This window comes from Streptomyces sp. E-08 (genome assembly GCF_049913095.1).
Taxonomy (GTDB): Bacteria; Actinomycetota; Actinomycetes; order Streptomycetales; family Streptomycetaceae; genus Streptomyces.
The window spans coordinates 6,372,285-6,394,751 of sequence record NZ_CP183971.1; the positions used below are offsets into that span (position 1 = coordinate 6,372,285).

Below are 22,467 nucleotides of genomic sequence, written 5' to 3' on the forward strand. Positions count from 1 at the left end.
GCAGGCAATGCTGCGAGGCGAAGGTCCCACCCCGGTGACCGAGTCGGATCGTGTCCTCTACAACCTTCGTCTCATTGCTGTGACGAGAGGTTTGCGAGCGGCGGCACCGACCGGGCCCACCCTTCCCGAGAGCAGAGTGAGATTCCGCTGTCATGACAGAGAACTTCGTGAAAACGAGTGGTCAGGACGTCGTCGCGGTGGTCGGTCTGTCGTGCCGCCTTCCCGGCGCGAGCTCCCCCGAGGCGTACTGGGACCTGCTCGCGGCCGGCCGGGAGGCCGTCGGTGAGGTTCCCCCGGACCGCGCCGTCCACGTCGGCACACGGGTGACCAGGGCCGGACTGATCGACGGCGTCGCGGACTTCGACGCGGGCTTCTTCGGGGTGTCGCCGCGCGAAGCCGCCGCGATGGACCCACGGCAGCGGCTGATGCTGGAACTCGCCTGGGAAGCGCTCGAACACGCGGGAGTCGACCCGTCGGCGGCGCGGGGCAGCCGGGCCGGAGTCTTCCTCGGGGCGATGGGGGACGACTACGCCGGACTGGTGCGAGACCAGGGCGCGGGAGCGATCGACAGCTTCACCCTGTCCTCGCTCCAGCGCGGTGTCCTCGCGAACCGGATCTCCTTCTTCCTGGGACTGTCCGGCCCCAGCGTCGTCGTGGACTCGGCACAGTCCTCCGCTCTGGTCGCCGTGCACCAGGCGTACGAGAGCGTGCGGCGCGGAGAGTCGGCGTGGGCGCTCGCGGGCGGGGTCAACCTGATCCTCTCGCCGGAGTCGACCGCGACCGCGAGCGAGTTCGGCGCGCTGTCCCCGGACGGCCGCTGCTACACGTTCGACGCGCGCGCCAACGGCTACGTCCGCGGTGAGGGCGCCGGCCTGGTGGTGCTCATGCCCCTGGCGGACGCCCACGCGTACGGCCACGACGTCGTGTGCGTGATCCGCGGCGGCGCGGTGAACAACGACGGCGGCGGCGAGCAGCTCACCACGCCCAGCCGCGCGGGCCAGGAGGACGTGCTGCGGGCGGCGCTCGCCGACGCCGGCACGCGGTCCGCCCAGGTCGGATACGTGGAGCTGCACGGCACCGGCACCCCGGTGGGGGACCGCGTGGAGTCGGCGGCGCTCGCCGCGGTCTTCGCCGACCGGGACCGCCCCCTGGTGGTGGGGTCGGCGAAGACCAACGTGGGGCACGCGGAGGGAGCGGCGGGCGTCGTCGGCCTCATCAAGGCGGCCCTGGCCGTCCAGCACGGCCAGGTCCCGGCGAGCCTGAACTTCGCCGCTCCGGCGGACGACGTCCCCCTCGCCGAGCGAGGCCTGGAAGTCGCCACCGAGCTGCGCGCATGGCCCGGCGACGAGCCGCGGGTGGCCGGTGTGTCGTCGTTCGGGATGGGCGGCACGAACTGCCATCTGGTGCTCGCGCAGGCCCCGGACCCCGACCCGGCCCCGGCCGTGGAGAGCACCGGCGCGAGGGCGGGTACCGTTCCCTGGCTCCTGTCCGGCGGCACCGCGCGGGCCTTGCGGGCCCAGGCCGAACGGCTGGCCGGGCACCTTGCCGCGCAGGACGGACCGGACCCGCTCGACGTCGGGTTCTCGCTGGCGACCACCCGTGCCGCGCTCCCGCACCGCGCCGTCGTCATCGGCGAGGACCCCGCCGAGCTGCGCGAGGGACTGGCCGCGCTGGCGGCGAACCGCCCGGCGCCCGACGTCGTGTCCCACACGGTCTCCGAGGGCGGGACGGCCTTCATGTTCACCGGGCAGGGCGCGCAGAGGACCGGCATGGGCCGGGAGCTGTACGCGCGGTTCCCCGTGTTCGCCAGGTCCTTCGACGCGGTGTGCGCGGAACTGGATCCGGCCCTGGGCCGAGAGCTGCGGGAGACCGTCTGGTCCGACGCGGACCTGCTCGGCAGGACCCGGTACACGCAGGCGGCGCTGTTCGCGCTGGAGACGGCGCTGTTCAGGCTGATGGAGTCGTTCGGCGTGCATCCGACGCACCTGATCGGCCATTCGATCGGCGAGGTCACCGCCGCGCACGTCGCCGGGGTGCTGTCGCTGTCCGACGCCTGCACGCTCGTCGAGGCACGCGGACGGCTGATGCAGGCGGCCCCGTCCGGCGGGGCGATGGTGGCCGTCAACGCCGACGAGGCCGACGTGCGGGCGCTCCTGCCCGCGTCCGGGGTGAGCGTCGCCGCCGTCAACGGGCCCCGCTCGGTGGTGATCTCCGGCGACGCCGACCTGGTGCTCGCGACCGCGGAGACCTTCCGCGCCGCGGGAGTGAAGACCAGGCGGCTGAACGTCAGCCACGCGTTCCACTCCCACCATCTCGACGGAGTGCTCGACGAGTTCGCCGACGCCCTCCGCGGGCTGACCTTTCACGCTCCCCGGATCCCCGTCATCTCGAACCTCACGGGACGCCCCGCCACCACGGACGAGCTGACCGACCCCGGCTCCTGGGCACGCCAGATCCGTGGCACCGTCCGGTTCGCCGACGGCATCCGCGCCCTGCACGACGCGGGCGTCACACGATTCCTCGAACTCGGCCCCGACCCCGTACTCGCCGGAATGGCCCGGGAGACCCTCGCCGAGCAGGCGCCGGCGGCGGTGTCCACACTGCGCGCCGGGCACGCGGAGGTCCGCACCCTGCTCCGGGCGCTCGGCACCCTGCACGCCACGGGGGCGCCGGTGGACTGGACACCGCTGCTTGACGGCGGCCGCAGGGTCGCGCTGCCCACGTACGCCTTCCAGCGCCGCCGGTACTGGATCGGTGAGGCGCGCGAGGCCGCACCCGCCGCCGAGCCGGCACCCGTCCGCGACCGGGCGGGCCTGCTCGATCTGGTGCGCACCCACCTCGCCGCCGTCCTGGGCTACGACGCGGCCGACATGACACCGCTGACCTCGTTCAAGGATCTCGGCCTGACGTCGCTCACCGCGGTCGAGCTGTGCGCCGGACTCTCCTCGGAGCTGGGTCTGGCCCTGCCGGGATCACTGGTGTTCGACCACCCCACCCCCGACCGGTTCGCGGCGTTCCTGCACGCGGAGCTCACCGGGCACGGCGACGCGGAGGGAGCGCCGAGCGTCCAGGCATCGCGTGCCGGCGACGCCGACGACCCGATCGCCATCGTGGGCATGGGCTGCCGGTATCCCGGTGGCGTGGCGTCGCCGGACGGTCTGTGGGAGCTGGTGCGGTCAGGGCGGGACGCCGTCTCCGATCTGCCGCGCGACCGCGGCTGGGATCTGGAGAACCTGTTCGACCCGGACCCGGAGACCTCCGGGCGGACGTACGTCCGGCAGGGCGGGTTCCTCGACGACATCGCCGGTTTCGACGCCGGGTTCTTCGGGGTGTCGCCGCGCGAGGCGCTGGCGATGGACCCGCAGCAGCGGCTGCTCCTGGAGACCGCCTGGGAGACGCTTGAGGACGCCGGGATCGAGCCCGGTTCGCTGCGCGGCAGCGACACGGGCGTGTTCATCGGTGCCATGGCGGGCGACTACGGCCCGCGGCTCGACACCCCACACGGCGGGGTCGACGGATACGTGCTCACCGGAAACACCGGGAGCGTCACGTCGGGTCGGCTGGCGTACTTCCTCGGCCTGGAAGGGCCTGCGGTGACGGTGGACACGGCGTGTTCGTCGTCCCTGGTCGCGTTGCACCAGGCCGCCCGGGCGATACGGAGCGGAGAGTGCTCCTTGGCGGTGGCCGGTGGCGTGACCGTGATGTCCTCGCCGGGCATGCTCGTCGAATTCTCGCGGCAGCGTGGGTTGTCGGCGGACGGGCGGTGCAAGGCGTTCGCGGAGTCGGCGGACGGGACGGGTTGGGGTGAGGGCGCGGGGCTGGTGGTGTTGGAGCGTCTGTCCGTGGCGCGTGCGCGGGGGCATCGGGTGCTGGCGGTGTTGCGGGGTTCGGCGGTGAATCAGGACGGTGCGTCGAACGGGTTGACGGCTCCGAACGGTCCGTCGCAGCAGCGTGTGATCCGTCTGGCGTTGGCGGACGCGGGGCTGGGCGCGGGTGATGTGGATGTGGTGGAGGCGCATGGCACGGGGACGCGGTTGGGTGATCCGATCGAGGCGCAGGCGTTGTTGGCGACGTATGGGCGGGGGCGTTCGGGGGATCGGCCGTTGTGGCTGGGTTCGTTGAAGTCGAACATCGGTCACACCATGGCGGCGGCGGGTGTGGGTGGTGTGATCAAGATGGTGGAGGCGTTGCGTCGTGGGGTGCTGCCGGCGACGTTGCATGTGGATGCGCCGACGTCTCATGTGGATTGGAGTGCCGGGGGAGTTCGGCTCCTGACGGAGTCGCGTGAGTGGCATGCGGGGGACCGGCCGCGTCGTGCGGGGGTGTCGTCGTTCGGGATCAGTGGCACGAACGCTCATGTGATTTTGGAGCAGGCGCCGCCGGCGGAAGCCGTGCCGTCGACTGAGCCGGTAGGGCCGGTGGCGTGGGTGGTGTCGGCGCGGAGCGAGGAGGCTCTGCGGGCGCACGCGGCACAGCTCGCCGAGGCCGCCGGTTCCGGCCTGGCGCCGGCGGATGTCGCCGCGACGCTGGCCGCGCGTACCCCGTTCGAGCATCGTGCTGTGGTGCTGGGTGCCACGCCCGGGGAGTTGCTGGAGGGACTGCGTTCCCTCGCGGAGGGTGCTCCTGGCGACGGCGTGGTGTCGGGGGTCGCCGGGCCCGGAAAGACGGTCTTGGTGTTTCCCGGGCAGGGGTCGCAGTGGGGTGCGATGGCGCGGGAGTTGTATGCGACGGCGCCGGTGTTCAGGGCTCGTCTGGAGGAGTGTGCGAAGGCGTTGTCGGCTTTCGTGGAGTGGGATCTTCTGGAGGTGTTGCTGAGCGATGACGGTGGTGTGTTGTTGTCGCGGGTGGATGTGGTGCAGCCGGCGTTGTTCGCGGTGATGGTGTCTTTGGCCGCGTTGTGGGGTGCGCATGGGGTGCGTCCGGATGCGGTGGTGGGGCATTCGCAGGGGGAGATCGCTGCTGCGTGTGTGGCGGGGGCTCTGTCGCTGGAGGATGCGGCGCGTGTGGTGGCGTTGCGCAGTCAGGCGATCCGGGTCTTGGCGGGGCGGGGTGGCATGGTGTCGGTCGCTCTGGCGGTGGGGGAGGTGCGGCCGCGTCTGGAGCGGTGGGGTGGTGACGTCGGGATCGCGGCGGTCAACGGCCCGGTGTCCACTGTGGTGTCCGGCAGTGCGGGGGCGCTGGACGAGTTGCAGGCCGTGTTCGAGGCGGAGGGCGTGCGCACCTGGCGCATCCCCGTCGACTACGCCTCCCACTCCTGGCACGTGGACGAGATCCGTGAGCAGGTGCTGGACCTGCTGGCCCCGATCCGTCCCCGGCCCGCCGAGGTCCGCTTCTACTCGACCGTCACCGGGCAGCCGATCGACACCACCGCACTCGACGCGGACTACTGGTTCCGAAACCTGCGCAGCACCGTCGAATTCGAAGCCGCCACCCGGCTGCTCGTCGAAGACGGCTACGACGTGTTCATCGAGTCCAGTCCCCACCCGGTTCTGGCTCCGGGCGTGCAGGAGACCATCGACACCACGCCCACTCCGGCCCGCGCCATCGGGACCCTGCGTCGGCACCACGGCGACCTGGCCGCCTTCCTGCGCTCCACCGGCGCGGCGTTCACCGCCGGTGCCACCAGCCGCCAGATGCCCGCACATCCGCACGGCGGTCGTCATGTCGACCTTCCCAAGTACCCCTTCCAGCGGACGCATTACTGGCTCGAACCCGACACCGGCCGACGTGACATCGCCGCCGTCGGACTGACCGCGGCCGGCCATCCCCTGCTCGGCGCGGTCACCGAGGGCGCGAGCAGCCTGGTCCTCACCGGCCGGATCTCCCTGGCCACGCACCCCTGGCTCGCCGACCACCAGGTGGCCGGCACCGTCGTGGTGCCCGGCGCCGCCTTCGCCGAGCTGGCGGTGCACGCCGCCGACCGGGTCGACTGCGGCACCGTACGCGAGCTGACCGTGCAGACCCCGCTCGTCCTGCCCGAGCAGGGCGCGGTCAGGATCCGGGTGGAGATCGGCGAGTCGTCCACCGGCGACGGCGCACGACCGATTCGCATCGACGCGCGGCCGGACGCGGGCACGGACGTCCCGTGGACGTGTCACGCGATGGGCGTCCTGGACGCCGGGGCGCCGTCCCCGGACTGGGACCTCACGGCCTGGCCCCCCGCCGGGGCGCGGCCCGCGGACTTCTCGTACGAGACGCTCGCCGCCCAGGGATACCAGTACGGTCCGGTGTTCCAGGGGCTGCAGCGGATGTGGCGCCGCGACGACGACGTCTACGCCGAGATCGCCCTCCCCACCGACCCCGACGCCTTCACCGTCCACCCCGCCCTCCTCGACGCCACCCTCCACGCGGCACTGATGAGCCAGGTCCTGCCCGACGACGGCCGGATACGACTGCCGTACGCCTGGGAAGGTGCCGCGCTGTACGCCTCCGGTGCCTCTGCGCTGCGCGTGTCGGTGACGACCGTGGGGGACAACGCGATACGGCTGCGCGCGGCGGACGGCGCCGGCAGGCCCGTGGCCGAGGTGGCGTCGCTGGCCATGCTTCCCGCCGACCTCGCGGACCTCGGCTCCGCGGCCGTCGACCGGGACTCCCTGCTGTGCCTGGATTGGACCTCCGCGCCGTCGGCGGACGCGGCACCGCCCACCCGGCTCGCACTGCTCGGCCGCGACCCGTTCGGCCTGCGCTCGGCGACGGCGGGCGGCGTCGACCCGCGGCAGTTCACCGAACTGTCCGCGATACCCGACGACACGTCCGACGTGATCGTGTGCGTCGAAGGGGACCCGACGGCGGACGTCCCGGCAGCCGCCCGCACGGCGCTGTACCGTGCGCTCGACCTGGTCCGGGCCTGGGTGTCCGACGACCGCTTCGGGGAGGCGCGGCTGGTCGTGGTGACCCGGCACGCGGTGATGACCGGATCCACCGACCCCGTACCCGACCTGTCCACCGCGTCCCTCTGGGGGCTGCTCCGCTCCGCGCAGAGCGAGCACCCCGGCCGGTTGGTCCTGGTCGACGTGGACGACGCCGCCCACTCGCTCGCCGCGCTGCCGTCCGCGCTGGCCGGCGGCGCCACGCAGTTCGCGCTGCGTGACGGACGGGTCGTGGTGCCGAGACTGGCCAGGGCGCGTACCCAGGACGGCCCACGGGAACCCGGGGGCATGCCGGGACGGCCCGAGTCCGCGGGCCGGAGCAGGCCGGAGACGCCGTCGAGGTGGGACACCGACGGCACCGTGCTGCTCACCGGCGGTACCGGAACACTCGGCAGTCTCTTCGCCCGGCACCTGGTCACGAAGCACGGGGTGCGGCACCTGCTGCTGGTCTCCCGGCGCGGACCGGACACCCCGGGAGCCGCGGACCTGGTCGCCGAGCTGTCCGGGCTGGGCGCCGACGTGATGGTCGCCGCGTGCGACGTGGCCGACCGGGGCGCGCTCTCGGCCCTGCTCGCGGGAATCCCGGCGAACCACCCGCTCACCGGCGTGGTGCACGCCGCCGGGACCCTGGACGACGGGCTGATCGCCGGGATGACACCGGAGAAGATCGACGCCGTGCTCACGCCGAAGCTGGACGCGGCGTGGAACCTGCACGACCTGACCAGGGACCTCGGGCTGTCCGCGTTCGTGCTGTTCTCCTCGATCATGGGCACGCTCGGCAACGCGGGCCAGGCGAACTACGCGGCCGCGAACGTGTTCCTCGACGCGCTCGCCCAGTACCGCCACGCCGCCGGACTTCCGGCGACCTCGCTCGCGTGGGGGTTCTGGAGCGAGCGCAGCGAACTGACGCGCGACCTGAACGACGCGGACATCGCCCGCATGGCGCGCATCGGGCTGAAGCCGCTTCCGTCGGACGAGGGCGTCGCCCTGTTCGACGCGGCGTTCGCCCGTGGTGAGGCCACCGCGGCCCCGGTCGCACTCGACCTGGACCGGCTGCGCGCGCAGGCCACGCGGTCGGCCCTGCCGGAGGTGCTGCGCGGGCTGGTCCGGGCGCGGCGCGCGGCGACCGCCGTCACGGCGACCGCGTCGACGCTCGCCGACCGGCTGGCCGGCCGCCCGGCCGAGGACGTCGACCGCGAGCTGCTCGATCTGGTGCGCTCCCACACCGCCACGGTGCTCGGCCATTCCGGCGCCGACTCGGTACAGCCGGCCGTCGCGTTCAGGGAACTCGGCCTCGACTCGCTGTCCGCGGTGGAACTCCGCAAGCGGCTCAACGAGGTCACCGGACTGCGGCTGTCCGCCACCGTGGTGTTCGACCGGCCGACCCCGTCCGCGCTGGCCGCGTTCCTGCGCGAGGAACTGCTCGGCGGGAGCACCCGGGCGGTCGCTCCGGCGGCTGCGGCCGCCATGGCGGAGGACGACGATCCGATCGCCATCGTCGGCATGGGCTGCCGGTATCCCGGTGGCGTGGCCTCGCCCGACGGTCTGTGGGAGCTCGTGCGGTCGGGGCGGGACGCGGTCGGCGGGCTGCCGCGCGACCGTGGCTGGGATCTGGAGAACCTGTTCGACCCGGACCCCGGACGGACCGGCAAGAGCTATGTGGACAAGGGCTACTTCCTCGACGACGCGGGGGAGTTCGACGCCGGGTTCTTCGGGGTGTCGCCGCGCGAGGCGCTGGCGATGCACCCGCAGCAGCGGCTGCTCCTGGAGACCGCGTGGCAGACGCTTGAGGACGCCGGGATCGAGCCCGGTTCGCTGCGCGGCAGCGACACGGGCGTGTTCATCGGTGCCATGTCCCAGGACTACGGGCCGCCGATGCACGAGGGCTCGGCGGAGGCTGACGGGCTGCTGTTGACCGGTACCAGTGGGAGCGTCACGTCGGGTCGGCTGGCGTACTTCCTCGGTCTGGAGGGGCCTGCGGTGACGGTGGACACGGCGTGTTCGTCGTCGCTGGTCGCGTTGCACCAGGCCGCTCACGCGCTGCGGAGCGGTGAGTGCTCGCTGGCGGTGGCCGGTGGGGTGAGCGTGATGTCCTCGCCCGGGGTGTTGGTGGAGTTCTCGCGGCAGCGTGGGTTGTCGGCGGATGGGCGGTGCAAGGCGTTCGCGGAGTCGGCGGACGGGACGGGTTGGGGTGAGGGTGCGGGGCTGGTGGTGTTGGAGCGTCTGTCGGTGGCGCGTGCGCGGGGGCATCGGGTGTTGGCGGTGTTGCGGGGTTCGGCGGTGAATCAGGACGGTGCGTCGAACGGGTTGACGGCTCCGAACGGTCCGTCGCAGCAGCGTGTGATCCGTCTGGCGTTGGCGGACGCGGGGTTGGGTGCGGGTGATGTGGATGTGGTGGAGGCGCATGGCACGGGGACGCGGTTGGGTGATCCGATCGAGGCGCAGGCGTTGTTGGCGACGTATGGGCGGGGGCGTTCGGAGGGTCGGCCGTTGTGGCTGGGTTCGTTGAAGTCGAACATCGGTCACACCATGGCGGCGGCGGGTGTGGGTGGTGTGATCAAGATGGTGGAGGCGTTGCGTCGTGGGGTGCTGCCGGCGACGTTGCATGTGGATGCGCCGACGTCTCATGTGGATTGGAGTGCCGGGGGAGTTCGGCTCCTGACGGAGTCGCGTGAGTGGCATGCGGGGGACCGGCCGCGTCGTGCGGGGGTGTCGTCGTTCGGGATCAGTGGCACGAACGCTCATGTGATTTTGGAGCAGGCGCCGCCGGCGGAAGCCGTGCCGTCGACTGAGCCGGTAGGGCCGGTGGCGTGGGTGGTGTCGGCGCGGAGCGAGGAGGCTCTGCGGGCGCACGCGGCGCAGCTCGCCGAGGCCGCCGCGGACACCGGGGTGCCGGTGGAGGACGTGGCGGCGACGCTGGCCGCTCGCACCACGTTCGAGCGGCGTGGCGTGGTGGTCGGCTCCACACGTGAGGAGTTGCTGGAGGGTCTGAGGTCGCTGGCCGAGGGCGCCGCCACCAAGGGTGCGGTGTCGGGGAGTGCCGGGTCCGGCAGGACGGTCTTGGTGTTTCCGGGGCAGGGGTCGCAGTGGGGTGCGATGGCGCGGGAGTTGTATGCGACGGCGCCGGTGTTCAGGGCTCGTCTGGAGGAGTGTGCGAAGGCGTTGTCGGCTTTCGTGGAGTGGGATCTTCTGGAGGTGTTGTTGAGCGATGACGGTGGTGTGTTGTTGTCGCGGGTGGATGTGGTGCAGCCGGCGTTGTTCGCGGTGATGGTGTCTTTGGCCGCGTTGTGGGGTGCGCATGGGGTGCGTCCGGATGCGGTGGTGGGGCATTCGCAGGGGGAGATCGCTGCTGCGTGTGTGGCGGGGGCTCTGTCGCTGGAGGATGCGGCGCGTGTGGTGGCGTTGCGCAGTCAGGCGATCCGGGTCTTGGCGGGGCGGGGTGGCATGGTGTCGGTCGCTCTGGCGGTGGGGGAGGTGCGGCCGCGTCTGGAGCGGTGGGGTGGTGACGTCGGGATCGCGGCGGTCAACGGCCCGGTGTCCACTGTGGTGTCCGGCAGTGCGGGGGCTCTGGACGAGTTGCAGGCCGTGTTCGAGGCGGAGGGCGTGCGCACCTGGCGCATCCCCGTCGACTACGCCTCCCACTCCTGGCACGTCGACCGACTGCGCGAGAACGTCATGGACCTGCTCGCGCCGATCGCCCCGCAAGCCGGTGACCTCCGCTTCTACTCGACCGTCACCGGGCAGCCGATCGACACCACCGCACTCGACGCGGACTACTGGTTCCGCAATCTCCGGGAAACCGTCGAGTTCGAGGCCGTCACCCGGTTGTTGCTGGCGGACGGCTTCGACACCTTCATCGAGTGCAGCCCGCACCCGGTTCTGGTCGCCGGGGTGCAGGAGACCATCGACATTACGGACGTGCCCGCCCGCGGTCTCGGGACGCTGCGCCGCCACGACGGTGGCCTCGACAGCTTCCTGCGGTCGGCCGGAGAGGCCTTCACAGCGGGGGCCGTCGACCGCTGGAACCCGGCGGACCGGAGCCGTGGCGGTCATGTCACCCTGCCGTCCTATCCGTTCGAGCGGACGCGGTACTGGCTGACCCCGGACACCGGCCGTCGTGACGTCGGTGCGGTCGGGCTGACCGCGGCCGGTCATCCGCTGCTCGGCGCTGTCGTCGAGGGCGCGGCCGGCACGGTCTTCACCGGCCGGGTGTCCCTGGCCACGCATCCCTGGCTGGCTGATCACGAGGTGGCCGGCACCCTCGTGTTCCCCGGTGCCGCGTTCGTGGAGCTGGCGGTGTACGCGGCCGACCGGGTCGGCGGCGGCAGCGTCCGTGAGCTGACCGTGCGGACTCCGCTCGTCCTGCCCGAGCACGGCGCCGTACGACTGCGGGTGGAGGTGGGCGAGCCGTCCACCGGCGACGGTGCGCGACCGGTGCGGATCGACGCGCGGCCGGACACGGGAACGGCCACGTCCTGGACGTGTCACGCGGTGGGCGTCCTGGACGCCGAGACGCCGTCCCCGGACTGGGATCTCACGGCCTGGCCCCCCGCCGGGGCAGGGCCCGTGGACTTCTCGTACGAGACGCTTGCCGCCCAGGAATACCAGTACGGTCCGGTGTTCCAGGGGCTGCAGCGGATGTGGCGCCGCGACGACCACGTGTACGCCGAGATCGCCCTCCCCACCGACCCCGACGCCTTCACCCTCCACCCCGCCCTCCTCGACGCCACCCTCCACGCGGTGTGCGCCGAGGGCCCCCGGCTGGCGACGTCGTGGCACGGAGTCGCCGTGCACGCGGTCGGCGCGTCCGCCCTGCGGGTGCGGATCGGCCCTGACCGCGCCGGCTCGGTGTCGGTGAAGCTGGCCGACACCGTGGGCGATCCGGTCGCCGAGTTCACCGTCGGCACCACGCCCGTCGAACCCGGGGAGCTGCGGGCTGCCGGGGTCGTACAACTCGGCGTGCTCCACCGGGAGGCGTGGGTGGACCATCGCGCGAAGTCGTCGCCCCGGAAGGCGAACTGGGCCGTCGTGGGAGCGGATCCGCTCCGAGCCGCGGACGGGCTGACGGCCGCGGGCGTGCCCGCCCGGGCCTACCCCGGACTCGACGCCCTGGCCGAGGCCGACGGGGACGTGCCGGACCATCTGGTGTTCACCGTGCCGGCGGGCGCGGAGGTGGCCGCCACCGTGCGGGAGACCCTGAGCCGGCTGAACGCGGTGCCGGCGGAGGGAGGGCTCGCCCCGGCGACCGTGGTGTTCCTGACCACCGCCGCCGTCCCGGCCTTCGACCCCGCCGACGCCGACCTCGCGGGTGCCGCGGTGTGGGGGCTGATCCGGGCCGCGCAGGCGGAGAACCCCGGCCGGTTCGTCCTCGCCGACGTGGATGCCGACGAGGCGTCCTGGCGTGCGCTGCCGCGGGCCGTGATGTCCGGTGAACCGCAGATGGCCCTGCGCGGGGGTCGGGTCAGGGTGCCGCGGCTCGCCCCGGGCGCACCGGCGAGCACGACGGAGCGGGTCGCCGGCCACGAGGGCACCGTGCTGATCACCGGCGGGACCACGCCCCTGGGCGAGCGACTGGCACGGCACCTGGTCGCCGTGCACGGGGTACGGCATCTGCTGCTGACCGGCGCCGAAGCCCCCGAGCCGGCCCCGGAACTCACCGCGCTGGGTGCCGCCGTCACCACCGCCGCGTGTGATCCTGCCGACCGTACGGCGCTGCGGGAGCTGATCGGCCGTCTGCCCGAGGGGCGTCCGCTGACCATGGCCGTGCACATTCCGCAGGCTCCGCCGCACGACGGGCCCCTGTCCGCGGCACCGGCCCCGGACGGGCTCGCCGAGGTGGTGGACGCGACGGTCGGTGCCGCGGAGGTCCTCGACCAGGAGATCGGGGACGCCACCCTCGTCCTGTGCTCGTCGCTGGCGGGAACCGTCGGTGGTGCCGGACCCGTCGGTGGTGCCGGATCCGTGGCCACGTCCGCGTCGGCGGCCGCGCTGGACGCGCTGGCCCGACGGCGCCGGGCGCGCGGCGCCCCCGCGGTGTCACTGGCCTGGGGGCCTTGGACGGAGGGCGACGCTCCCTCCCGTGGCGGAGTGGCGGGAGTGGGTGCGCTGGGGGCGCGTGAGGCCGTCGCGCTGTTCGACACCGCCTGCCGCGCGGACGAACCCGTGTACATCCCGGCCAGGCTGGATCTGGCCGAGCTGACCAGGCAGGCCGAGGCCGGGGAGGCGCTGCCGCCGCTGTTCCGGTCGCTGGTCAGGACCACCGGCAAACGCACGGCGAGCGGAGGCGCGGTCTCGGTCACGTCGCTGCGGCAGCGGCTCGCGTCGATGGCGGAGGCCGAACAGGACCGGACGCTGTCCGGCCTGATCTCCACGCAGATCTCGGCGGTGCTCGGTCTTGAGCCGGCCGACGTGGTGCGGCCGAACCAGATCCTGCTCGACTTCGGCTTCGACTCGCTGTCCCTCCTGACCCTGCGGAACCGCCTCGACTCGGCGACCGGTGTGCGTCTTGACACCGCGACGATGTTCCACCGGTCGACACCGGACGACCTGGTCCAGCACCTCAAGCGGGCACTGCTCGACAACCGATCCGGCGGAGGAGCCGATGATGCACCCACCGATGACACCGTCTGAACGCGTCGTGGAGCCGACGGGACGTGGCTATCTGCTGCTCGACGCGCATCCGGTCGGATGCTTCCGCAGTGTGGAGCTGATGCGGGCCGAGGTGCCGGCCCCGGAGAAGCCGCCGGCGCGGCGGCCGACGGCGCTGGTCATCGGGTCGAGCTCGGGCTACGGCCTGGCGAGCACGATCGCGGGGCTGGTGCGGTACGGCATCGACGGCGTGGGGATCGGCCTCGAACGGCCGGCCGGGCACCGCAGCGCGAGCGCCGGGTGGTACCGCACCATCGCCACCCACGCGATCGCCCGCGAGCTCGGGGCGGACTTCTCGTTCCGCAACGCCGACGCCTTCGCCGACACCACGAAGACGGAGACGCTGGATCTGCTGGCCGAGCGGTTCGGCGGCCTGGACTACCTGATCTACAGCGTCGCCGCGCCCCGGCGCACCGATCCGCGGAGCGGCACCACCTACCAGTCGGTGCTCAAGCCGCTCGGCGCACCGCACACCACCCGGAACCTGGAGTTCGCCGACGACGGATCCGCGCTGGTGCGGGAGGTCACCGTCGCCCCGGCGACCGAGGCCGAGACCGCCGCGACGGTGGGGGTCATGGGCGGCGAGGACTGGTCCCGCTGGATCACCGCGCTGGCCGAGCGCGGGCTGCTGCGGAACGGCTTCCGCACGGTCGCCCTCACCTACATCGGCTCGCCGCTGACCTCGGCGATCTACCGCGGGGGCACGATCGGCGCGGCCAAGGCCGACCTGGAGTCCACGGCGCGCGCCCTGACCGAGCGGCTGGCCGCGGTGGACGGCCGTGCCTTCACGTCGGTGAACGGCGCCCTGGTCACCCAGGCGCTGACCGCCATCCCGGGCATCCCGCTCTATGTGAGCCTGCTCCGTGGCGTTCTGGGCGACCGTTTCCCGTCTCCCGTGGAGCAGTCGCTCGACCTGTGGCAGCGGCTCACCGCGCGCCGGCCCGACGTGGACGACTCCGGCCGCATCCGCCTCGATCGCTGGGAGCTGTCCGAGCCGGTGCAGGCGGCGGTGGCCGACCGCTGGCGGTCGGCCACCGCCGGGACCGTCACCGCGTCGGCCGACACCGCGTGGTTCCGGGCCCAGTACCGTGCCCTGTACGGATTCGACGTACCCGGCGTCGACTACACCGTCCCGGTCGCGACCGACCTGCCCTGGCCGGAGTCGTAGACACCGGAGTCCGGCCAGGGGCGTTCCGCTCCTCCCCGGCCGACGGCCGTACGGCGGTCGGCCGGGGAGGACGGCTCAGCGGAAGTCGTCGGCGTGGTCGACGGCCCACTGCGCGAACGTGTGCGCGGGCCTGCCGGTGATCCTGTCGACGATCACCGAGACGGGGGCCGGAACGCCGTCGGAGGCGGCCCACATGCGCAGAAGCGCTTCGGCCACGTTCGACGGCGCCTTCTCGGCGAATTCCTCCCGCGCCTGCTCGACGGAGACCGTCTCCACCCGGATCGGGCGCCCCAGGGCCTCACCGATGTGCTCCACCTGGCGCCGCAGCGTCAGCGACTGGGCCCCGTGGACGGTGTACGCCTGGTGGGAGTGGCCCGGTTCGGTCAGTGCGGTCACGGCGAGCGCGGCCATGTCCTTCTCATGGACGGGGGCGTTCTGCGCTTCCGGGTACGGAAGGCGCACGACGCCCTCCGTGCGGATCGAGTCCCCCCACCACCAGCGGGCGTTGGTGGCGAACATGCCCGGCCTGATGAACGTCCAGTCCAGCCCCGACCGTTCGATGGCCTGCTCGACCGTCCGGTGCATCCGGGCTATCGGGTTCTGTTCGGAGGTGGCCATCACGACCGACACCGACGACAGCAGGACCACCTGCCGGACGCCGGCGGAACGCGCCGCCGTCACGAAGGCCTCGATCTGCTCCGGTTTGGCGTACAGGAACACCTTGTCGGCACCGGCCAGCACCGTCGGCAGGGTCTCGGGGAGCTCCAGGTCGGCCTTGACGACCTCCAGGGTGGGCGGGAAGCCGCCCGCTTCCGGGCTCCTGCTGGTGCCTCTGACCTTCTCGCCGGCTGCCAGCAGGCCGGCGGCGACATTGCGGCCGACGTTCCCACGTGCGCCGAAGACAACGGTAACCAATGATCCGACCTCCGCGTGGTTGATGGTGCGGGTGGAGCAATCACCGACCGGTTCAGGTCTGCGGGCGGCCAGAAGGGCGCGTTCCGGCACCTCGGGGCCCGCTCGTCGGCCTCCGCCCGGCGACCGAGGCTCGCACGGTTCACCGGAAAAAACAAACTGCGTACGCCGTACCTTCTTTTGCTATCCTGCATGTGTGGGACCCACACGTGGACCGTCGAACACGCCCTGTTCCACGTGCAGTTGACGCTGCCCCGAGCAGGCCGAGTGGGTCGCCCGCGAGGGCGTGCACAGAGGGGAAATCAGGTGAGCAAGACGTATCCGCCGCCCAGTGCGGCGATCGACCCCGACCCGAGCAGGTCCTGGTTACGGCGTGCGTGGCCGCTGGTCCGGGCACACCGGTGGATGTTCGGCACGGCCCTGGTGATGTCCGGGGCCAGCATGCTGGTGGCCGTACAGGTGCCGAGGCTGATCCAGGACGCGGTGGACAACTCGATCGTGTCGGACAAGGTGCCGCTGTTGCACTACATGTGGTGGCTGGTCGGGATGACGGTGGTCATGCTGGTCGTCGGCTACCTGTCCAAACAGCTGCTGTTCCGCGCCGCCGCCAGGATCGAGTACGACCTGCGCACGATCGTGTACGAGCACCTGACAGCGCTGTCGTTCCCGTTCTACGACCGGATGCAGAGCGGGCAGCTCATCTCCCGCGCCAACTCCGACATCCGCGCGGTGCAGATGTACCTGGGGTTCGCGCCGTACCTGCTGGTGCAGTCCGGCATCTCCCTGGTGTCGTTCGCGTACATGCTGGCGATCGACGTGCCGCTGGCCGTCCTGGCCATGCTGCCGATGCCGCTGATGTTCGTGGCCAGCCGGCGCATGCAGCGGTCCCTGTTCCCGGTGTCCTGGCTGATCCAGGCCCGGCTGGCCGAAGTCGCGACCGTGGTGGACGAGAACGTCAACGGCGTGCGCGTGGTCAAGTCGTTCGCGGCCGAGCGCAGCCAGCTCTCCTCGCTCCAGAAGGCCGCGAAGAGCGTCGTCTGGGCGAACGTGAAGGACGCCGATCTGCGCGCGCGGTGGACCCCCCTGGTGCAGAACCTGCCCCGCGTCGGCATGGCGATCGTGCTGCTGTACGGCGGCTACCTGGTCATCCACGGCGAGCTGGGCGTCGGCGCGATCCTGGCCTTCAACGCCTATCTCCTGATGCTCCAGGTGCCGTTCCAGGTGATCGGCAACCTGATCATGCTGGGGCAGCGGTCCTCGGCCGCGGCCAAGCGGCTGTACGAGGTGCTGGACGAGGAGCCGGAGATCGCGGACGCCCCCGACGCGCGGGGGATCACCGAGCCGCGCGGCGACGTCCGGTTCGACGACGTCACCTTCGGCTACGGCGACGGCCCCGACGTGCTCAAGGGGTTCTCGCTGAGCCTCCGTGCCGGCGAGACCGTGGCGCTGGTCGGCCGCACCGGCAGTGGGAAGTCCACCGCGGCCCGGCTGCTGCCGCGCTTCTACGACGTGCGCTCCGGCTCCGTCAGCGTGGACGGGCACGATGTGAGGGGCCTGACCCTGCGCAGCCTGCGGGACGCCGTCGGCGTCGTGCTCGACGAGCCCTTCCTGTTCTCGGCGTCGGTCCGTGACAACATCGCCTACGGGCGGCCGGACGCGGACATCACCGACATCGAGCGGGTGGCCCGGCTGGCCGGGGCCCACGCGTTCATCACCGAACTGTCCGAGGGCTACGACACCGTCATCGGCGAACGCGGCTACACGCTGTCCGGCGGGCAGCGGCAGCGCATCGCGATCGCCCGGACGCTGCTGGTGAATCCGCCGGTACTGGTGCTCGACGACGCCACCAGCGCCATCGACGTCCAGGTGGAGCAGGAGATCCACGCCGGGCTGCGGACCCTGTTCGCCGGCCGGACGACGCTGATCGTCGCGCACCGGCTGTCCACGATCAGCCTGGCCGACCGCGTGGTGCTGCTGGACGGCGGGCGGATCGTCGCGGACGGCACGCACAAGGGGCTGCTCGCGAGCACGCCGCTGTACGCGGAAGTGCTGGCGCAGGCGGACGAGAGCATCGAGGAACTGGGGAGGGTGGGCCGATGACGACTCCCACGGGAGGTGGCGCCGCGTTCAACGGAGGCGGCAGGGCCACCGCGCCGGGTCTGCCCTTCGCCGGTGTGCCGCCGGAGATGCAGGCGAGCGTCGACACCTTGCTGAAGGCCGAGCCGGAACACCCCGAGCCCGAGGTCGTGTTCGACCACGGCCGGCCCGATCCCGACGGCGCCGAGCTCAGCCTGCGGCGGCTGATCCGCCCGTACTGGCCGATCGTGCTGGTGGCCGGCGTGTTCGTGGCCCTGGAGGCGCTGACGCTGCAGGCCGGTCCGAAGCTCACCCAGATCGGCATCGACGACGGCATCACGGCGAAGGACTTCGGCACGCTGGTGCTGGTCGCGGTCGCGTACCTGCTCAGTCTGGTGCTCACCGGTGTCGCGCAGGCCGCGCGGGTCAAGGTGACCGGACGGATCGCCGCGTGGGTGATGAACGACCTGCGGGTACGGGTCTTCACCCAGTTGCAGCGGCTGTCGCTGAACTTCTACACGGGCGAGAAGTCCGGCGTGATCATGACCCGGATGACCAGCGACATCGAGAACCTCCAGGCGTTGCTGCAGGACGGACTGGCACAGTTCGCCGTCCAGGGCCTGACCATGGTCGTCGTCACGGTCGTGCTGTTCACCTTCGACGTCCGGCTGGCGCTGATCACCGTCGTGCTGGTCGTGCCCGTCCTGACCGCGCTGTCCGTGTGGTTCCACCGGGCGTCCGGCAAGGGCTACGTGCGGGTGCGGGACACCATCGCCGACGTCATCGCCGATCTCTCCGAGAGCCTGCAGGGCGTGCGCATCGTCACGGCGCACAACCGGCAGCGGCACAACACCGAGCGCCACCGACAGGTCGTCGGCAGGTACTACGACGCCAATGTCCGCACCGGACGGATCAACTCGATCTACACACCGAGCACCCAGGTCATCGGCGTCGCGGGACAGCTCGCGCTGCTGGCCATCGGCGCCGGCATGGTCGCCGACGGGGAGCTGACCATCGGCGAGCTGGTGGCGTTCCTGCTCTCCCTGGGCGCCTTCTTCCAGCCCATCCAGCAACTGGTGCAGCTCTACAACACGTACCAGCAGGGCCAGTCGTCGATCGTGAAGCTCAGGGAGCTCCTCGGCACGCGGACGGAGGTCGAGGAGGCCCCCGGAGCGGTCGACCTGCCGAAGGTCGAGGGCGAGATCGTCTTCGAGGACGTCACCTTCGGCTACGTTCCCGACCGGCCGGTGATCTCCGAGGTGTCGCTGGACATCCGGGCCGGTGAGACCGTGGCGTTCGTCGGGCCCACCGGTGCCGGCAAGTCCACCCTCGCCAAACTGGTCAACCGGTTCTACGACCCGACGTCCGGCCGGATCCTCATCGACGGGCGCGACCTCCGGGACGTGCGGCTGGAATCCCTCCGCCGGCAGATCGGCGTCGTGCCGCAGGAACCCTTCCTGTTCGCCGGGCCGCTCCGGGACAACATCTGCTTCGCCGCCCCGGACACCTCGGAGGACCGGGTCCGGGAGGCGCTGCGGGTGGTCGGCCTGGTCGACGTGGTCGAGCGGCTGCCCGACGGCCTCGACACCGTCGTCCAGGAGCGGGGCCAGTCCCTCTCCTCCGGCGAACGGCAACTCGTCGCCCTGGCCCGGGCCTTCCTGGCCCAGCCCCGGGTGCTGGTCCTGGACGAGGCCACGTCCAACCTGGACCTCCAGTCCGAGAGCAAGATCGAGCAGGCGCTGGACGTGCTGCTGGAGGGCCGCACCGCGATCCTGATCGCGCACCGGCTCTCCACCGCGATGAAGGCCGACCGCATCGTCGTCGTCGACGAGGGCCGGATCGTCGAGGTCGGTGCGCACGACCAGCTCCTCGCCGCCGACGGCACGTACACCCGGATGTACGCCACCTGGACCAGCCAGGCCGCCGAGGCCCACTGAGGAACCCCGCGAGCCCGCTCCCTCTGTGGAGCGGGCTCGCGCGTCACGCCGGGCCTGGCGTCCCGTCGAGCGTCGGGGTTCCACCCCCGGCGCAGGCCGCGACCGCGGTCCGCAGTCCGGCGAAGTCGGTCTGCGTGGGGGCCAGGCGCAGGAGCCCGGCGAGGGAGAGGGACTTCTGCGCCGGGCAGCGTTCGTCGAGGACCGCGGTGGCCAGGACGTAGAAGGTCCACTGGTCCAGGTCCAGGGGGTTGAGCGTCCGCTTGTCCCGGTGGTGCAGGAGGCAGAAGACGTAGACGTCGGAGGAGCGCAGTGCCTCCGGTGACGAGGTGCCCGTGCGGGCGTCCCACGCGGCGGCCGGTGCGATGCCGAACGTGGCCCTCGACGGCCGGGACTGGGCCCACGACTGCAGGTAGGCCGTCGACTTCACCTCGATGTGCCAGCCCTCGGGCGTGCGGACGTCGACGGCGTCCCACTCGGTGCGGGTGCCGGTGGCCGCGCCCAGCGCCGTGGCCACGAGGTACTCGGCAAGGATGCCGCGCATGGTGTTGCTCGCCAGGTCCGAACACGCCCAGCTCCAGAAGTCGGCCAGCCCGGCCACGCGTTCGCCGTCGGCCTCGATCGGTTCGCCCCCGCTGCGGCGCGAGACGGTCAGCGGGTCGAGAGGGGAGTGCATGTGGTCCTCCGGTCCTCCGGCCGGTGCCGGCGGGCAGGGGTCTTAGGATGATGCTGCAATATCACAGCACGGCCCGGGGGGACCCATGGACGAACTTGTCGAGTTCAAGACGGACGGCGGAGCTTCCGTCGTGGTCGCCGTCGCGGAGGAGAGCCGTGGCGCCCGGCCGGTCTCCCGAGGGGACGGCGTCCTGCGGCAGGCGGGACAGACCTTCAACGGCGCGTTGGAGAGCATTCACACCGCGGCCGAGTCGGCACTGCGCGTCTTCCGCGACGGCCAGCTCAAGCCCGACACCGTCGAGATCGAGTTCGGCGTGAAGCTCACCGCCGAGGCGGGAGCGGTGATCGCCAAGACGTCCATGGAGGGGCACCTCGTGGTGAAGCTGAGCTGGACGCCGGCCGCTGGGGCGACCCCGGCGGGCTGATGAGCTCCCAGTCCTGGCAGGTGCGGGTCTCCGCCGCCGGTGTCGGTTCCGGGTTCCTGGTGACCGAGCGTCATGTGATGACCTGCGCGCACGTCGTGGACGGCGCGGATGACGTCGAGGTGACGTTCGCCCAGCACCCGGACCTCGGCCCGCTCCGCGCGACCGTGGTCACCGTGGGCGAGTGGTGCCACGACGGCGACGGCCGGGGCGACGTCGCGGTGCTCGCGCTCGAACGACCGGTGGGGGTGAAGCCGGCCCGGTTCGCCGCCGTGCACACGCCGTTCGTGCATCAGTCGGCCAGGCTGACCGCGTACGGCTTTCCCCGCGGATACGACGAGGGGATCCTCGGCGAGTTCCGCAGCACCAGCGACCAGCTGATCGCGGGGGAGTGGCTTCAGCTGGAGGCGTGGACGGGCCACGGAGCGCCACTGGAAGAGGGGTTCAGCGGAGCGGCCGTCGTCCGGGAGGACACGGGCGAGGTCGTGGGCATGGTGACCGCCCGGTACCCGGAGGGCGGCGGCGGACGCATGCTCCCCGCCCGGGCGCTCGTCCGGCGCTGGCCCGACGCGGCCGATCTGGTGCCCGTGCCCGACCACCGACCGGGCTCCGTGGCCGCGCTGCGCGATCTCGTCCTGCGGTGCGCGGTCGAGTGTGCCCCGGAAGCCGCGTACCTGAGCGTCATGGAGCCGCTGGCCCCGCTGCCGCCGCCTCCGCCCGCCGGTGGCTTCCTCTCCTTGTGGGACGTGGCCTGGTTCCTGCTGACGGAGGTCGAGCCCGCACCGGGAAGCGCGCCGTGGGCGGACTTCGCCGTGTACCTCGGCGACCGTTCCCAGGACCCGGCCGTCCGGCGGGCCCTGCTCGCCTGGGCCGCGGACCACGGGGTGCGGACCGCCCCCCGGGAGCCGCTGAGGCCGGGCCCGGTGACGTGGTCCCCCATCCTCGTCGAGATCGAACGCAGCGGCTCCGACCGCGACATGTACCTCGTCTCGGTCCATGCCGTCCGTGACGGGAGGGCGCGGCTCGTGGCCGGCAGCACCCTCGCCGGGCGACGTGTGCAGGAGTACGTGACGGAGCACCTCGGCCACGCCTTCGAGCACATCGATCGTGAAGGCGGTGACGAGCTCATCGCGTTCGCGCTGCCCGGGGACTGGCTCGGCGAACCCGTCGACGAGTGGCGCACCAGCGCGGACGACGCGGCTCCGCTGGGGTGCTCGTCGCCGGTGGTGGTGATGGATCTGAGCCGACGGCGCGAGCCCAGGCTCCAGTTCAGGCTCCGGAAGGCCTGGCAGGCCCTCGACCGCCGCCGGGAAGGGGCCTGGCAGCGGGTCGAGTGCGACAGCGCCCAGGATCCCGCCAAGCTCACCGTCCGGCTCCAGTGGCTCGAGGCCACGGCCGTGGGGTACGGGTCGCCCCTCTCCACCGAGCGGTCGCGCGGCCTGTTGCAGGCGGGTCTGAACGCGGCGGCACCCGTCGTCGTCTGGTCGCGGGCCGGCTGCTCCGGCCGGCACGACGAGCCGGCGAAGGACGGGCACTCCTGCACCGGAGCCCGCTTCCTCGACGCCCTGGAGGAGCAGCTCGCGTCCGTGCCCCTGGCCGAGCTCCCGCGCCGTGTGCACACCTTGCGGCGGGAGGCGTTCCTGGCCGAGAAGCACTGGGCCGCCGGTCTGATCCTCGTCTGGGAGGATCCCCGGTGCTTCCCGGAGGCGACCGTCTATGCACAGTCCCCGATCTTCTGAGTGAAGTCGTACGATCTGGAGAAC

Annotated in this window: 8 protein-coding genes; 6 read left to right on the forward strand and 2 right to left on the reverse strand. The window is 72.2% G+C overall.

Translation table 11 applies throughout. The annotated features are described in order from the left end of the window. The first annotated feature begins 152 nt into the window (after nt 1-152). Nucleotides 153-13,499, forward strand: coding sequence for an SDR family NAD(P)-dependent oxidoreductase (locus tag ACN9MM_RS29425; protein ID WP_426366740.1), 13,347 nt, complete (start codon nt 153-155; stop codon nt 13,497-13,499). Then, on the forward strand, nt 13,486-14,685 hold the full coding sequence (fabV, locus tag ACN9MM_RS29430; protein WP_426366741.1) for an enoyl-[acyl-carrier-protein] reductase FabV: 1,200 nt from the start codon (nt 13,486-13,488) through the stop codon (nt 14,683-14,685). The genes ACN9MM_RS29425 and fabV overlap by 14 nt, the downstream gene beginning before the upstream one ends. 75 nt (nt 14,686-14,760) lie before the next feature. Here fabV and ACN9MM_RS29435 read toward each other — a convergent pair whose 3' ends face one another. Then, entirely contained in the window at nt 14,761-15,600 is an 840-nt protein-coding gene (locus tag ACN9MM_RS29435) for an NAD(P)H-binding protein (RefSeq protein ID WP_426366742.1), read from the reverse strand. Nucleotides 15,601-15,903: 303 nt separating this feature from the next. On the opposite strand from ACN9MM_RS29435, the gene ACN9MM_RS29440 reads away from it, so the two are divergent. Then, entirely contained in the window at nt 15,904-17,697 is a 1,794-nt protein-coding gene (locus ACN9MM_RS29440) for an ABC transporter ATP-binding protein (protein ID WP_426366743.1), read from the forward strand. Further along, nucleotides 17,694-19,610 (forward strand): ABC transporter ATP-binding protein, encoded by a 1,917-nt coding sequence (locus ACN9MM_RS29445; RefSeq protein ID WP_426366744.1) that lies wholly within the window; start codon nt 17,694-17,696, stop codon nt 19,608-19,610. Before ACN9MM_RS29440 ends, ACN9MM_RS29445 begins: the two co-directional genes overlap by 4 nt. Nucleotides 19,611-19,653: 43 nt before the next feature. On the opposite strand, the gene ACN9MM_RS29450 is transcribed toward ACN9MM_RS29445, so the two are convergent. Then, nucleotides 19,654-20,283: a hypothetical protein gene (locus ACN9MM_RS29450; RefSeq protein WP_426366745.1), complete on the reverse strand. Its 630-nt coding sequence runs from the start codon at nt 20,281-20,283 to the stop codon at nt 19,654-19,656. Nucleotides 20,284-20,368: 85 nt separating this feature from the next. Between ACN9MM_RS29450 and ACN9MM_RS29455 the strand changes: the two genes are divergently transcribed. Then, nucleotides 20,369-20,707 (forward strand): CU044_2847 family protein, encoded by a 339-nt coding sequence (locus ACN9MM_RS29455; RefSeq protein ID WP_426366746.1) that lies wholly within the window; start codon nt 20,369-20,371, stop codon nt 20,705-20,707. Beyond that, nucleotides 20,707-22,443, forward strand: a complete 1,737-nt coding sequence (locus ACN9MM_RS29460; protein ID WP_426366747.1) for a trypsin-like peptidase domain-containing protein — start codon at nt 20,707-20,709, stop codon at nt 22,441-22,443. The genes ACN9MM_RS29455 and ACN9MM_RS29460 overlap by 1 nt, the downstream gene beginning before the upstream one ends. The last annotated feature ends 24 nt before the right edge of the window (nt 22,444-22,467 follow it).

What these genes read in the sequence shown, in the direction of transcription:
- ACN9MM_RS29450 (WP_426366745.1), bottom strand. Translation starts at nt 20,283, where the DNA reads ATGCACTCCCCTCTCGACCCGCTGACCGTCTCGCGCCGCAGCGGGGGC.
- fabV (WP_426366741.1), top strand. Translation starts at nt 13,486, where the DNA reads ATGACACCGTCTGAACGCGTCGTGGAGCCGACGGGACGTGGCTATCTG.
- ACN9MM_RS29425 (WP_426366740.1), top strand. Translation starts at nt 153, where the DNA reads ATGACAGAGAACTTCGTGAAAACGAGTGGTCAGGACGTCGTCGCGGTG.
- ACN9MM_RS29445 (WP_426366744.1), top strand. Translation starts at nt 17,694, where the DNA reads ATGACGACTCCCACGGGAGGTGGCGCCGCGTTCAACGGAGGCGGCAGG.
- ACN9MM_RS29460 (WP_426366747.1), top strand. Translation starts at nt 20,707, where the DNA reads ATGAGCTCCCAGTCCTGGCAGGTGCGGGTCTCCGCCGCCGGTGTCGGT.
- ACN9MM_RS29455 (WP_426366746.1), top strand. Translation starts at nt 20,369, where the DNA reads ATGGACGAACTTGTCGAGTTCAAGACGGACGGCGGAGCTTCCGTCGTG.